This is a genomic window from Lysinibacillus sphaericus OT4b.31, from assembly GCF_000392615.1.
GTDB lineage: Bacteria > Bacillota > Bacilli > Bacillales_A > Planococcaceae > Lysinibacillus > Lysinibacillus sphaericus_B.
Genome location: NZ_KB933398.1, coordinates 1,909,882 through 1,925,893, shown reverse-complemented (window position 1 = coordinate 1,925,893; position 16,012 = coordinate 1,909,882). Strand labels below are relative to the sequence as shown.

Here is a 16,012-nt window from a genome sequence, read left to right as displayed (position 1 = left end):
GGTGCTTACATGACAAATTGGGGTTCCATTTCAACGGTAAAAGGCTCGTATATCTCCAACATACATTCTATTTCTACTCATGCACAAAAATATTTGACATCGATTGCCGCTACTACCGTAAATGTATATGCTAAGCAAGTCGAATTTTATTATTCAGTATCCTACGATACGCTTAAGTGGACAGCATGGCAGCCAATAAATTTCAATGATACTGGTCTTTTAGATCAATACAGCCTCAAAGGAATGTCCTTTAGATATAAAATCGTCATGAGTGCTACTAAAGAGCATGAAAAACCTTATATCCAAACATTCTCTATTAGTTTTGATCCATGTGCTGTTTTAGAAAACTTAGGTGATTTTACGGTAAAACCTAAAGTATGGATTAGAAAAAAGAACGGCAATGGAAACGTAGAAATAACGAATACTATGACAAATCAAAAGATGCAATTACATAATTTAATTGATAACGAAGAAGTTTTTATTCATTGTCAGAAAGAAGAAATAGTATCAGATCGACAATATTTAGGCGTCTATCGCTATGATGACCACAATGACGAATTTTTGGAACTAACGATTGGGAAAAACTACATTCAAGCAGATGGAGATTTCGATATGCATGTTAGATACCAACATGTATTTATTCAACAATAAATTTCAGCGAAAGGGGGTGATAAAGTGAAATTAGGTGACATTAATTATGATTTAAAAGCTGCACAACCGAGAATTTTCCTCTGTAGACCCGATAAAAAAACAATCGCACTTCTTAGTGAAGCTTATGATATTAGCTATAATACGAAGTTAAATGTATTAAATGAATTATCTTTCAAAATACCGACAGTTATTTTGCAAGATGGTGTTCCCACGGACAATCCGAATATCCAAACGATTAAAAATCGATATTTATTTAAACTGAAGTTCGGTCCTGTAACGGAATACTTCTTATTGAATGAATCCACCAAATCGTATAGCGATGATGAGTATATTCAGTATTCCGCCCTATCGCTGGGTGTACAACTGAGCGACAAAAATATTAGAGATTTTGAAGTAGTCAGTAAAACGCTCGCACAAATTACAAACGAAATATTATCCTCAGCAAATACTAATTGGAAAATTGGTTATGTCGATAGCTTTTTCGAAACCTATCGCAGCTATGAAGTATCCTCAAATAATATTCTAGAAATTATTTATGATTTAGCAAACCTATGGAATGCTCTAATTGTTTGGGACACACTTAAATGTGAAATAAACTACTATAGACCTGATAATATTGGCAACAATAAAGGGTTTTATATCCGTGATGGCAAATATTTAGAAAGCTTTAATTTGTCTACTAACACGATTGATACAATCACTCGATTAAAGGTTTATGGTCAAGATGGACTGACAATACATCGGTTAAACCCCACAGGTCAGGCTTATTTAGAAGATTTTAGATTCTACCTCTACCCCTTTAAACGTGAAAATGGGGTCGTCATTAGCCATTCGGAGTACTTAAGTGATGACTTATGTATTGCATTAGAAAATTATCATGCATTAGTAGAGTCATTAGCAGAAAAATTCACTCACTTAACGAGTTCTATCACTACGCAGAATTCCATTATTCAAACTGAAGAACAGCGTCTTAGCAGTCTACAAACACAAAGAATTATCATAGAAGATGAATTAGATTTATCCAATGCTAACTTTCAATCGAACTCCCCTTCTCACCTGGATATCATTAACCGACTAGAAGCAAAAAGAGCTGAGATTGCCAATCAAGAAGCCTTTATTCGAGACTTAAACTATCAATTAAGCAATTATCAAGATGAGTTAGAACGATTAAGAAGTAAATTACTACGAGAAAATAATTTCTCAAAAGAGCAGTTGGCTGAATTATCCAATTTCGAAATCGATAAAGAATATACAAATGACTCGATTGTCGATGATCAAGATTTGTTAGAAGAAGCACAAGAAATTTTCAAACAATACTTACAACCAAAAATTAAATTAGATATGAATATGATTGATTTTTTAGCAGTCGTGGAATGTCAAAATGATTGGGACAAACTCAATTTAGGTGATATTGTCAGCGTTCGTTATGACAGATTGCAGGTAGATATTAAAGCTAAAATAACGGAAATTACCTATGATTTTGAACGAGAAAGTATTTCAGTTATTATCACCAACGAAATTGATGAAAAAAACACCTGGTTAGAGCAGCTTAGTAAGGCTGGCAATACCTCTACTCTCGTCCAAATGGAAAAATGGAAATGGAATCTTTCCGAAAAAAACAATGGGGCCATTAACGACATCATTAACAATAAATGGGACTCTTTAAAAAATGCCGTAATGGCTGGTTATAATCAGCAAATTGAAATCAATGAGCGCGGCATTACAGTAAAAGATTTAACCGACCCTTTAAGTTGGCTAGTGATACAAAATGGATTTTTAGCTATCACAAACGATAACGGCAACTCATGGAAGCACGCCATTTCGAAGGATGGTATTTTTGGCGAGAGAATTTTCGGTAAAATAATTTCGGGTGTGAATTTAATCATTGAAGACGAATCAGGTGTTTGGCTGACACAAGGCTCACGGACCACTATTTATAATCGTAATGGTGATGAAGTCATGCGGTTAGGGCTTGTATCAGACAATGAAAAAGATAAGGAAGGAAATTTAATTCCTCAAGAAGCTGAATGTTTTGGTCTTGTTTCATGGAATACGATAACAAAAGTAGCGTTGACAACTTGTGAAGGTTTTTCAGTCAGCAAAAAAGACGGCGATGATTGGAAAAAAGTACTATGGGCTAATACAGATGGTACGTTGTATTCTCGAAATATGGTGGCCGAAAATATTAAAATCGTAAATAACCTAGACCAAGTAATTTTAGATGCAGAAAATAATTACTTTGATATTGGCTTATTTGACAAAATTGTGGCAGACGGAAAATTGACTACGCTTGAAAAATTAGAGCTTATTAAAGAATTATATAAAATACATTCAGACTACAAGCTGCTTCTCCAACAAGCGCAAAAGTATATTAGAAGTGAACGAGATAATAAAACAGATGTTGATGGCAAATTTTATACAGATACTCAAACGTTCCGTACTGTCTATTCTATAACTGATAGGTACTCTACAAGTGCTTTAAAAGATGCTTATTTAGCACTCATGAATTATATTTCAAGCTATATTAGGATTCTTAATAATGGCTTTTTAGATGCACAAAATTTAAATATTGATATGACTGACCCACTGACTGAATCCACGAGTCCGATTGAGAATCGTGGTATTTTTGTGCAAAAATTTAAAAATTACTATGATGAAGCTACTCGCCTTCGACAAGCTATTGAAGACTCCTTGTTCTATTCAGGTATTCACATGGGTGCGTATAATAATAATTTAATTATGAATGAGTTTGGTTTTATAGCTGTGCGCAGTGATGGAAAATACCGAGCTTTTCTGAATGCTACTAATGGTCTTGCTCTGCAAAAGTGGGAGAATGATAAATGGGTCAGTAAATTATTTGCTACATTAAATGACGACAAATGGGAAGATGGCACACTGTATGCTGAAGATTTAGTCACAAAAAACTTACGCATTGTAGATGGCAACTTAGGCGACGCCATTATTCTTAATTGGGAACGTGGCATCACTATCTTTGGTAGAAATGGCGAAGAGATAAGGCTAAACGCAAACGAAGCCATTTCAATTTATGTTAACGGCAATAGAAAATTCTACGTTGACACAGATGGTAGGCTTTATGCCAAAGATATTACGACCCATAATTTAAAAATTGTTGACGGTTTTTTAGGAGAGAAAATAACTTTCGACCACAATAAAGGTATTACGATTAACGGCAATAACGGCGAAGAAATACGCTTAAATGCCAATGAAGGCATCGCCATTGATGTTAAAGGTGAAAAGCGCATTTGGATTGGTAAAGATGGCCTTATCTACGCTAAAAAACTTCTTATAATGGGTAATGATAGTGATGAAATGATAAAAGATGTGGATGGAAGTTATATTTCCGATTTAACGGTCAATAAATTAAAGACACTGAATTCCAACCAACCACAAGACTTTATTCATATTAAGGATAATTTCTTTAAAATTAAAACAAATTATGGCGGTTCTGAAAAAGATAAGCTCACGATCACAGTGAAAGAAACTGGAGATGCTGCTTACCCTCACATGACGTGGGGGGCAGGCGGAGATGCGGGCGCAGGAAACAATGTCGGATACCAATACAAAAAAAGTGATGGCTTCTATTTTGACTATGTGGGCACGGATGGCCAAAAACGAGAAATTGCTCTTAAAAATGGCGATGAATCCATTCTAATGAAAACACCTCACTCCATGAACTTCGATGGCAAAAATATTAATTTCAAAGCTTCCAATGCCATTACTTTAGCGGTAGGAGAAAATAAAATTGTCATCAGCACTTCGGGAGTTAAGGTAAATGGGTCTCGAATCGACCTCAATTAAGGAGGAAGTAACATGCCTGAAGTTTCAGTGAAAGGAAATAAAATTCAATATAGCAATGCAACGGGTCATATCAAGGTAAAAAAACCGAATGAATATACTTGTGAAGCAGGTTATATGAACGGTGAGTATTATTCAGGATTTTGGTCAGGTGGCGTGTGTTACGGTGTTCTAACTCCCCCTTCATCCTCTCACTCATACGATTACATTAGTGCAACGATTGAAGGAGAAATAAACGAAGGAAGTTCGACTGTGTTCGTTAATGAAAAAGAAGTAGTATATTCAGGAGCAAAGACGTCAGAAAAAGACACCTACTCAGTTCCGAGTGGTTGGTCTTATGACAGTGGTTCTCATACAGATGCCACTGGTTCTGTTACTGGAGGAAGTTCGACTGTGTTCGTTAATGGCAAGCCACTAGCCAGAAAAAGCGACAAAGTGACTACTCATGGAGGCTCTACACCTACAATAAGTGAAGGTTCCAGCAACGTATTCTCAGGTTGAAAAAAAATGAAGAAAGAAGGTGAGTAATTGTCATTACCTATTAACTATTTAGAATTTAATAATCCTATCCATATCGTTTGGAGAAAAGGTACGCCCAACGATCCTTTTATCGATAGACTTGATATTGCACGAGTAGTAAATCAACGAGTATTCTTATTAGAAATTCCTGACGAGATGTTTAAAGTACGTATTGCAGGCATGTTTGAGATAAACTACGAGGCCTTTATAAAACACAACCTCGATAAAAATGAATTTTATGTTGACTATACGAACGGCTTTGTTTATGTCCATGAGTCAAAAGAAGCGGAGACCCTTTCCATTATATATAAAGGAAGAGGCCTTATCCTCTACCCTTCTACTCGTATCATTCATTATGATGGAACAACTGCCACTGAATCATTGCATGAAATCATTGAAAAAAGTAAAGCGCAAGTACAAGAATTAATAGATCGAACAGACACTTATGAAGAGTACTTAAAACGTCTTGTCATCGCTATTAACAATTCCAATAACGCCACAGACCAAGCTTTAATTGCAACACAGCAAGCAAAGGTTGCTACAGAATTAGTAAAAGACGCGTATGAAACAACCGTTCTAATTTATCAGCCTTTTGTCAATACATATAACGATATTGCGAAAAAGTTCCCTTACCCTGAAGTTGGATGGACTACGCAAGTTTTTGATACAGGCATCCGCTATAGATGGAACGGAAAAGACTGGATTCCTATCGATGCATTGGGGGGCAACATTCCTCTAGCAAGTGAAATTTTAAACGGATTGATGAGCAAAGAGCATTATATAAAACTTAAAGGTATTACTGAATTTGTTAATGAGAAAACAATTGTATTCATCATTCCAAAAGATATCTTAGAAGGCGTTCAAGACCCTCATGTTATCTTTGATTACGAAGGTGAAATTGTAGAAGTAAAAGCCTCTGTCTCATCAAAAGGCGCTCAACCAACTCCCGTTAAAATTCAAAAATCTGCTAATTTTACGGATTGGCTCGATATCACGGATAACCCAGTTGTGATTGGCGAAAACCACTATCTTGATGATAAAGCACACGCTTTAACAGAACGTAAAGTGAAAAAAGGAGATATTTTCAGATTAACTATCCCCTCTTTTTCTGTCGATGCACAAAACTTATCGGTCAATGTAAAAATAGTGTTAAACGACTCTCTAAATCTTCATTGATTCGGAGAGTTTTTTATTATAAAAAATTAATTTAACTAGAAAGAAGGAATTTTATAATGACAAACGAACCAATCGTATCATGGTATGAAGGAACAAACGAACTGACAAGCAAAGTAAACAACACAGTAAACTATGGTACTGTTGACGCAGATTCAGAATCCCCACATAAAACATTCTATATTTGGAATAATAGAGAGGGTAAATCTGATTGTTCAAAAATGGAGGAAGTGACATTTACAACTCGCGACCGAGAAGGTGGTCCAGGGGATTCAGTTGGTAAAGTTGTTGAAGCTGTACGTGATAACTGGTTCCATGTACGAGTTGACACTTTAAATGAAACTAAATTTACGCCTGTAGGTAAAGGTGGGACTGAAAATCCATTAGGTACTAAAGATTTAGGTACAAATGGTACTACAACTAACAAAAACGCTAAAAATGCTTCTGTGTGGTCAAAAAACACGATTTTAGTTTTAGATACTTATGTACAACCTACAGTAGCAAATGGTTTTATCTATAAAGTAGTTAAAGCTGGTACAACAGATATAACAGAACCCTCATGGGTAAAAGTGGAAGGCAATTTAGTACCTGACAATGACATTGAGTATATGGCAATTAAAATTGATAAAACACCTGCTGCTAAGGAAATATTAGGGTTGGCACATGACACATTAGATGATGGAAGCAATGCCGATTTTGCAGGCGGTAACTTTGTAAAAGTTACTGTCTATGCAGATGTACCAATTACAGCAAGCGCAGGTAAAAACCTATTAGTGCAACGTGTTTCTTACCGTTACGTGTAAGATTATAGACATGTAATAAAACAATCTTTTAACAGGGTATGGGGGCTGTCCCCTACCCTCTTTTTATGAAAAAATAACTCAATACAATGAGGTGAACAGTAATGTTATTTTCAAGTTCAGGTAATTTACAAGCAATCGACATCCCTTTTAACTGGAATGCTGATTATGCAAATGGAAAAAATTACGCTGAGTATGACCTACTTACGCATAAAAAAAATGATTTTTATTTAATTCAGAAAAATCAGGTTGTTCGTTTTGGTTTGTTTGGTCAAGGGATGAAATTCTTCTATGAAAACGCAGATGGTTCATTTAACCTTCATGGCCGCAGAATCGACATTGCCTATGAAGATGAAAACGGCGAAGTTTATCATCTTACAACAAACTTTGAAAACAAAGACCTTATCACATATAAAGAAGCGTACACCGATTATAGTAATACGCAAGGAATACAACGCTCGAATATTAAATCAATTAATTTTGGTTACAAAACAGTTTATCAAAAAAATGATGTTCAACTCTTCTTTCAACCTGTAGTATCTCTCCCCTTCAATGCTAGTGCATTTATTGAAGTCAAGCTCACTTCTAATAAGTCCCTGAATGGTCACTTAATCTTTAAGTCGAGTGGAATCGAGGTAGAACGCTTTGAAGCTCCTTTAGATGCAAACATAACCGGGCTAATTAATTGGACTATTAAATAACTTTATAAGAAAGGAAGTATTTCATGAAAAGATTTTGGCTACAGACCCCTGATAAAAACGAGTTTGAAATAAACACTTCTAATAATAAATTATCACTATACGAATCATCGACAGAAACTAGCTACACACTGGCCCCAGGAAAATACACACTAGAAAAACTTGTAAGTATATTAATTAGCGAAGGCATAACCGCTAGAATTGGTGAGCTTAAAGCTGATAAAAAAGCAACATTTATTGTTCTATTTTTAAAAGATTCATTTACTAACGCAAATGGTAACTTAATAACTTTTTTAGGTGGGATAGAATCTATCGACACGGGAGACAGGAAAGACAGTAGTGTAATTTATATTTAATCAATTTATGAATAATTAAGAAAGGAACATGCTCTTATGACTATTGTAGGCGGTAATTTAGAGAAAAAAGAAATAGGCTTACAAATCGGTGTTTCTGGGACTTACGAAAACACAGAGATCGATAAATCAACAGGCTATCTAAGGCTAGCTCAGGTTGATGTTGATGGTAGCGGAAACCCTATTTATGCAGAAGAAGGTTCTTGGACTTCTGATGTTATTGATTTAGGAGATATTTTTCAAGACTTCGAAAAAATATTCACAACTAATACAAACAACGGAGCAAGCTCATTCGCTATATTAACAAGAGTGTCAAACAATGGTAGAGAATGGTCTGATTGGACTGCAATTGCGGAAGATGGAACAATTCAGTCTGACACTAAGCAGTACATTCAAGTCAGAATTGATTTATTTGCAGGGTTTGTTACAGATGTTTTTATCATCTCTAACTCAGACTTTGAAGTCAATGAATTTGTTGAAGAAAAAGAACTCAAGCAAGGACGTTACATTGTTCCTACATTAACATCTAATACTTCTTCGCAAGAAGGTTTTGCTTTTGCTTCAAGTCAATTTAGCACCAACTATCCTGCTTGGAAAGCTTTTGATAAAGTAGATACAAGTGAGGGCTATGTTGCAATTGGTGGAACAAAAACAGGGTTTTTAGGATTTTGTTTCAAAAATAAAATAACAGTAACGAAATATAAAGTGAGAAGCATGGCAGGTTCATACTTAAATTCTATGCCTAAGAATTGGGTTCTACAAGGAAGCAATGATACTACAGATGGTATTAATGGAACATGGGAAGTTTTAGATACTCAAACTAATCAAACTTGGACTACATTAAATACCGATAAAATATATGCATTATCAAACAAAACTAGGTTTCATGCTTACAGAATCAATTTTTCTGACAATAATGGTCATTCATACACAGGAATTGGAGAACTAGATTTCTATGTAGATGGAACAACGTCATTACAACTTAAACGTGAATATCAACATAATATTACACTTGATTCAACTTGGTCTGATACAGGAAGTTTACACAGAAAGAAAATTACTCGTGATGAATGGGTTAGAATTGATAATATTAATGTTAAATAAAAGTTTAAGAAAGGAGACATTGCATGTTTAAAAATTATACAGAGAATTTAATACCTACTATGACATCTCCAACATCTCCAAGTGGAAAATGCTCAGCTTCTAGTCAAGGCAACTCTCCACACTTAGCATTCGATAGAGCAGATACTAGATGGATTACTGCTGTTGACGTTGGAGGGAAAGCTACTCTCAGCTATGAATTTCCATCTACTACAGTAGTAAACAAGTATTCAGTAAAATATTATGCATCATATGTATATCATTGTATCAAAAGTTGGACGTTTGAAGGAAGTATGGATGGCAATAATTGGACAATATTAGATACTAGGAAGAATATATCAGACTGGATTTTAGCTCAAGATAATATCAAAGAGTTTACCTTTACTAATGCAGATGAGTACTTAATGTATCGTTTAAATATTACAGAAACTATATCTGGAAACTTTGTTACAGTAGGAGAACTAGCAATGTTCAAGCACGTGCCAGATAATAGAACAATGATTTATCACGATGGTAATTATAAAATATTAATTCAGGAAAAACCACTGGTTCCAACAGTTGGGACAATAGTTCCAATCATGACTTCCAATACTGCTCCGTCTGGAGAAGCTAAAGCTAGTAGTGTATTTAATACCAGTTATCAGGCTTTTAGAGCTTTCGATGGGAATAATAATGTAGGGTGGATTACACCTGAACAAACTAAAACTGGATGGATTTCATATGAATTCACAGAGCCTAAGAGGGTTGTAGGTATATCTATGATAAGTAGACAGCCTACCAATAGCATGGGTGAAATGCCTCGGTTGTGGCAAGTTCAGGGTTATGATGGCACTAAATGGGTTACGATATATGATAGAACTATTCCTACAGTGTTTGTGCAAAGTGTCAAGCAAAAGTTCTACTTTGATAATGCAAACAGCTATAAAGCATACCGCCTGAATGTTGCAGAAATTAGTGGGGGTTTGTATGTAGCTATTGGTGAGATAGAGTTCTTTGGAGTAGAAAAAGAAGCTACGGAATCAGGATGGAATACAGTGTCTAATACACTTCCAGTACAACAGCAATTCGCAGATGAAGGCATGGACAACTTAGAAATATTGAATCGTAAGACAGTGAAAATTAAACCTTTACCCATGACAGATGTAAGTGATACTATAGAGGGCTATGGCAAGATTTTTAGTGCATCTATAAACTTAAAAAAATATTTTGATATTAAAAGCATTGAGGTGAAATAAATGGATAGTAACACTAAAAAATTATATATGGAAGACTTTTCCCAAACCTTTACAAGTGGCAATAGTGGAGAAGTAGTGTTCGATGGCAATAATAACAATAGATGGAACGCTTCTGGAGTAGATGCACAAGGTAATGTCTATGTTACAGCAGAGTTGAAAATCCCTGCTATACTAAAAAGTTTTGAGATTGGTGGTATAGACTATATATCAGGATTAGCTTCTGGATTGCGAGACTATAAAATATCTGGCTCTCATGATAATGTATCATTCAATGTTATATACACAGGTTCTAAGGCTAATGACAGAAACCCCATAAATATTACAGTTAACAATGATACTATATATAAATATTACAGATTTGACTCTTTGAGTTCTTGGTTCTCTGGAAAGAGATGTTATTTTGGAACCTTAGTATATACGGTGCAAAAACCAGCATATAAGACACTATTTAAAAAGAACAATAGCTATCATTCGCTAGAATTCAATGATATGTGGTATGCAACTAAAATGACATCTAATACATCTCCTGCTCCATTGGTTGTTAGCGCAAGTAGAATTTACAATACTACCTACCCCGCTTGGAAAGCATTCGACAATAACCTCACGACATCTTGGCTCTCACTAGGCAACGCAAATGAATGGCTTGCTATAGACTTAGGAGAAAAGAAACGAATTGATTCTATTAGTATCCAAGGAATATCATCTGCTATTACTAGTTCTTATGCAATTACAGCTAATCCAAAAAATATGAGACTTCAAGGTTCTAATGATAATACTGTTTGGAATGACTTATATGTTGCTACTAACTTATCTTGGACAGTAGAAGAAATAAAAATATTCTCTTTTTCACTTAGAACATATCGGTATGTTAGAATTTTCGTAGAGATTAATAATGGTGCTCCATATATAGGGATTAGCGAAGTTAGAGTAGGATATAGTGGCAATGGTATAGTAGCCTATGAAATACCCTCTCTTTCTAAACAAAACTTCATGAATTACGGTAGTCCGTCATTTTTAAATACGAATCAACCGATGGCAACTAAAAACTATATTCTTCAAGACGCTGTATCAGAGAATGAATCAGGTCTTTGGGAGAAAAAACTAAATAGAAAACCACTCAGCATTGGTTTTAATTAGTGCTGAGTTTTTGCTTGGAAAATAAATTAGGCAAAAGGAATGGTAACTAATGGAAATAATTGGTCAACAACTACTACAACCTGAGAATGGTTGGAGAAGATACGACGACATAGACAGCGCAATTGAATATATAGGAGCTTTCACTCACGAGAATGTTTCTGGTGCGTATAACAGCACCACCTCTTTTAACCCTAAAATATCCACTGCTGGAGAAATCCATTTTTATTTTAAAGGTACTTCATTGAGGATTTTATCACCAAACCATCCTACGATTAGAACTTCACAATTCAGTGTATATATTGATGATGTAGAGTTTAATGGACGATGTAATTTTGGCAATGACTACACTGTATTATCTTTTGAGAAGGTGGATTTAGAAGATAAAATACACAAGGTTGTAATTAAAAATTTCACACTGAACACAGGGATAACATCGACATATGCATCATTTGGACTTGATGCAGTTGATATTAATGACAATGGAGAGTTGAGATTGCCTTATAAGAAGTTAATTACAAAAAACCCAACAACAAATAAACACTATTCTCTGTTAGATAATACTCTAATTCATCTTCCTGACAACACAACTGAAAGCATTATTGAGAATGGGATTGAGCAAGGTAAGTATATTCAATTAGATGTACCCTTCACCAAGATAATCTACGTAAATAATACTCCTTCTCCTAATGGAAAATTATTTACACAGACTATCAATAGAGTAAATTCATTAAATATTAAAGAAGCAAAAGATGATAATTTTAAACCTCTTTATACTTGGTATGAAACTAAGATGACATCTCACAACACTCCTACTCCTTTAATAGCTAGTGCTAGTAGTGAGTTTGATACCACATATACTGCTTGGAAAGCGTTTGATGGAGATTCTACAACAGATAATTATTGGTGTACAACAGCATCTGGAAAATCTAATTGTTGGCTTACATTAGACTTTAATAGCCCACAGACATTTAACGCTGTCAATATTTTTCCTATGACAACTAAAAAAATTACTTATCATCCTAAAGAGTTTAAAATACAGGGTTCCAATGACAATACTGACTTCACAGACTTGGTAGCTGTCAATGAAACGTGGGATACAGAGACAATAAAGACAGTTGATTTTAAAAACACTCAAAAATATAGATATTATAGAATATTTATCATTGAAAATAGTGGAGCTACTTGGACAGGAATAAGAGAGATGAGATTTGGATATAAGAGAGAGGTGAAATAATATGGCAACAATAGAGCAATTAATGGCACAATATGGTTTCGCATGGTTCGGTTTTGATGAAATAAGTGGAAATATTTATGATAAATTAGGTAGGGGATATGTTGGTACTGTTACAGGTGCAACGAGAGCTATGGGTTGGGATGGTAAAGACTCATCGTTAAATTTTAATGGAAGTAGTCAATATGTCGTAACAGACTACACTCCATCTACTTTGGAAGAATTTACAATAAAGATAAAGTTTAAATGTCCAACAAATGGTGGAGGATATTTATTTACAGCAGGGCGTCAATTAGATTCTTCGGCATTAAACATCAATGGTTTTGGAGTAATTATCAATAAAACAGACGGTAATTTAAGAGTCTTATATTGGCTTAACAGTACAAGTGCAATAATTACAAATCAAATTCTAAATTATGATTATAGGGATAATAAATGGCATGAGCTAATATTGACTCAAAAAAGTAATGTGATTCAATTATATATTGATGAAACCTTTATTGGAATATATCGGTCTATTGCAAATATTATCACTCCTAAGAACCCACTGAGACTGGGATACTTAAATGTTAGTGGGTATCAAGAATGGTATTTAGGTCAATTAGATGATTTACAAATCTACAGTAAAGCTCTCACCCCTTCTGACTTCGAACAAAAGCGCTTAGTAGTCAAAACAACAGACAATAAAAACCTTGTTTTATCCCCTACTTCAAATCGTGTAAAAGAGATTCCTAGCACAGTAGAATATAGGATGTTAGCTCAAGGTGGCGTAATAAAAGAGATTGATTCAGCAGTTGATAGACAACCAATTGATTTCACTAAGCCTACAACTGAATATGAGTTTGTGACTAATAACAGAACCCCATTAGGAAAAGGTAGAATGTTTACTATTCCTATTAGTGATGATTTTAAAACAGCAATGATTGAGGACAACTATTAATTTGGTTGTCCTTTTAATATGGAAAAATATTGGAGGTCAATACAATGGCTAATACAAAAGATAATTTAAGTAAATATGGTAAAGCCTTTATCGGTTTTGATGAACCTAGTGGTAATGCTATGGATTCTATTGGTGGTTATACAGGCACTATATATAACACCCCTACTCGTGTAACAGGTTGGAATGGTAAAGGTTATGCTATGAGCTTTAATGGTACTAATCAAACAGCTTCTTTCCCACCTTCTTTCGTACCATTAGGAAAAAAAAGCATACGCTTCAAAATAAAACTAGGAGCATTACCAACAAATTACTCTTGGGTTATGGCGAATGGATATAATGGACAGAACTCATTCAATGTCTTATTGAGAAATAATGGAGCAATAGGATTTAGTGTATCTCAAAATACAGGAACTCTAATTAACTTCGGAGCAACGATACCAAATGATAATAAATGGCATGATATTTTATTTACTTGGACAGGAGATACATCTGTTGATGGGGCAAAGCTCTATATAGATGATATGACAAAGCCTGCTAATAAAAATACATCAACAGGCTTAGAAGTTACAGCAAGCACACGTAATTTTATATTAGGCAACTACCCAGACTTACAAACAGGTCAGTTCTTCAATGGAGAACTAGATTCAATAGAAATCTACGATAGAGTAATCTCCCCTATCACTGATAAATACCTTGTTCAACACAACTCACAATACAAATACCATGATGGCACTTCTTGGCAAACAACAACAAACTCAGAAGAAAACTTCATTAAACATGGTATGAACAATCTAGACCATATCACAGAAGCTCAATGGAAAGAGCTAACAGGGAATAAGTCAGTGATTATGTGGTCTGATTTTGAAGACAAGCAATTTGCTTCTGTAGTGTTAAACAAAGAGGATTTCAAAGCTCAAGACCTCTTAGGTGATACAGCTCAAGCAGTTTATTACACTGATTCAGACACTTCGCTAGTGTCATTTGAAACAGGTGTTGAACCTTATAGTGTCTATGATTACATTGGTGAACTTCCTGAGGTTCTAGTGTACACAGAAACAACAGACGATATTATCGTATCAACAACTACTGAGCCATTTGATATTTATGATGAATTTGGCGACAGTGTTGAGGTTCTTTATTACACAGATGATGAAGCTGTAAATGAAGCTGATTTAATTCTTGAAGCTAATTGGTCGCCTATTGACGAACTTGAAGGTGACTTTGAGGTTGTAACATGGACTGAGGAAGGTTCTGATACTGCTCAGAGGGTTCTTGATATGAAAGCTATACCACAACCTCAGTTCATCAAATTGGTCAATCCTAAACGCTTATATGGCTCTTTAGATGATGTGTTCGTCAATGATATATCTCAATCATATCGTGATGAAGCTCGTTACTTTGTTGGTGGAGAAACACCTGATAAATGGTATGTGTGGGATAAAAAACTAGAAAAGTTTGTTGTCTCTGATGCTTCTACGGAGCAAGCAATATCAGCTAACGGTATGAAACATACAGACTTAAACAACATCGCTGATACTCAGTGGCGTACATGGAAAGAAAAATACTTGAACATTGGTGTGTTCTTGAAAGACAACCCTCGTGATACGATTACTTCAATTGCTGAAAACATTTCTTATGAAGATTATCTTCCTCGACACACTACAACAATTAAAGACACAAGTTTATATATCTTAAACACTACTGCAAAGATTGATATTTCGTTTGATGTTGATGGTAATGTTCTTAAAGGTGTTTTAAGTGATGATGATTTAACTCGTGTTCAATATCGTGTGTTGTTAAACAACGGTCACTTCTACCCTTCTGATGGAAGCTTCACTAAGCTAGGTGACTCACCTCAGAACATTGAGTTAGTAATCGGTAGTAAAGATATTAGAATTGATGATTGGAACACTCTAAAAGTAGAGTTTCAAGATTTCTTTGGAACTACTGATTATTGGTCAACTCAGTTCATAGGAACATATTCAGGTCTTATGTTCAAGGATGTGTATGGTCAATACTTCTCTAGTGAGATTGGTGAGGTTCTACAGTATCTTGACTTCGGTATTATCATTGCAGGTCAAACTACAATTGAACATGAAGTAATACTTAAAAACCAATATGGCTATGATGTTAAGAATGTACATTTATACGCTAACACAGCAAATTTCCCTACAGGAATGACATGTCAATTCAGTACAAGCTCATCTCCATTTACACCACATCCTGATTTAAGACTAAGTGGTGTGTTAAAAAATAACGAAGAAATGCCATTCTTCATTCGACTAAAATCTGAATTAGGTGCAACGCCTGACGCTAACGGTTCATTTGACATAATCGTGAGAGCAGACAAAGCCTAAT

The 16,012-nt window shown here is 34.9% G+C and carries 13 protein-coding genes; all 13 read left to right on the top strand.

Annotated elements, in window-relative coordinates; all coding sequences use genetic code 11:
• Positions 1-9 precede the first annotated feature (9 nt).
• The gene (locus H131_RS08810; protein WP_010858757.1) at positions 10-651 is read left to right on the top strand and encodes a phage tail domain-containing protein; all 642 of its coding nucleotides are present in this window, start codon (positions 10-12) and stop codon (positions 649-651) included.
• Between the two features lie 24 nt (positions 652-675).
• A complete protein-coding gene (locus H131_RS08805; RefSeq protein WP_010858756.1) occupies positions 676-4,470 on the top strand; it encodes a phage tail spike protein in 3,795 nt (1,264 codons plus the stop codon).
• Between the two features lie 12 nt (positions 4,471-4,482).
• Complete coding sequence (locus H131_RS08800) at positions 4,483-4,968, top strand: PAAR domain-containing protein (protein WP_010858755.1); 486 nt, start codon at positions 4,483-4,485, stop codon at positions 4,966-4,968.
• Positions 4,969-4,995: 27 nt separating this feature from the next.
• Positions 4,996-6,162, top strand: a complete 1,167-nt coding sequence (locus H131_RS08795) for a hypothetical protein (protein ID WP_010858754.1) — start codon at positions 4,996-4,998, stop codon at positions 6,160-6,162.
• A 56-nt stretch (positions 6,163-6,218) separates the two neighbouring features.
• Positions 6,219-6,962, top strand: coding sequence for a hypothetical protein (locus H131_RS23055; protein ID WP_010858753.1), 744 nt, complete (start codon positions 6,219-6,221; stop codon positions 6,960-6,962).
• A 101-nt stretch (positions 6,963-7,063) separates the two neighbouring features.
• The gene (locus H131_RS08785; protein ID WP_010858752.1) at positions 7,064-7,660 is read left to right on the top strand and encodes a hypothetical protein; all 597 of its coding nucleotides are present in this window, start codon (positions 7,064-7,066) and stop codon (positions 7,658-7,660) included.
• Positions 7,661-7,683: 23 nt separating this feature from the next.
• The gene (locus H131_RS08780; RefSeq protein WP_010858751.1) at positions 7,684-8,013 is read left to right on the top strand and encodes a hypothetical protein; all 330 of its coding nucleotides are present in this window, start codon (positions 7,684-7,686) and stop codon (positions 8,011-8,013) included.
• 36 nt (positions 8,014-8,049) lie between these two features.
• Entirely contained in the window at positions 8,050-9,114 is a 1,065-nt protein-coding gene (locus H131_RS08775; RefSeq protein ID WP_010858750.1) for a discoidin/SUN/FTP domain-containing protein, read from the top strand.
• A 23-nt stretch (positions 9,115-9,137) separates the two neighbouring features.
• On the top strand, positions 9,138-10,346 hold the full coding sequence (locus H131_RS23050; protein WP_010858749.1) for a discoidin domain-containing protein: 1,209 nt from the start codon (positions 9,138-9,140) through the stop codon (positions 10,344-10,346).
• Entirely contained in the window at positions 10,347-11,483 is a 1,137-nt protein-coding gene (locus H131_RS08765) for a discoidin domain-containing protein (protein WP_010858748.1), read from the top strand.
• 49 nt (positions 11,484-11,532) lie between these two features.
• A complete protein-coding gene (locus H131_RS23045; protein ID WP_010858747.1) occupies positions 11,533-12,717 on the top strand; it encodes a discoidin domain-containing protein in 1,185 nt (394 codons plus the stop codon).
• 1 nt (position 12,718) lies between these two features.
• Positions 12,719-13,654, top strand: coding sequence for a LamG domain-containing protein (locus H131_RS08755; RefSeq protein ID WP_010858746.1), 936 nt, complete (start codon positions 12,719-12,721; stop codon positions 13,652-13,654).
• A 44-nt stretch (positions 13,655-13,698) separates the two neighbouring features.
• Positions 13,699-16,011 (top strand): LamG domain-containing protein, encoded by a 2,313-nt coding sequence (locus tag H131_RS08750; RefSeq protein ID WP_010858745.1) that lies wholly within the window; start codon positions 13,699-13,701, stop codon positions 16,009-16,011.
• Position 16,012: the final 1 nt, after the last annotated feature.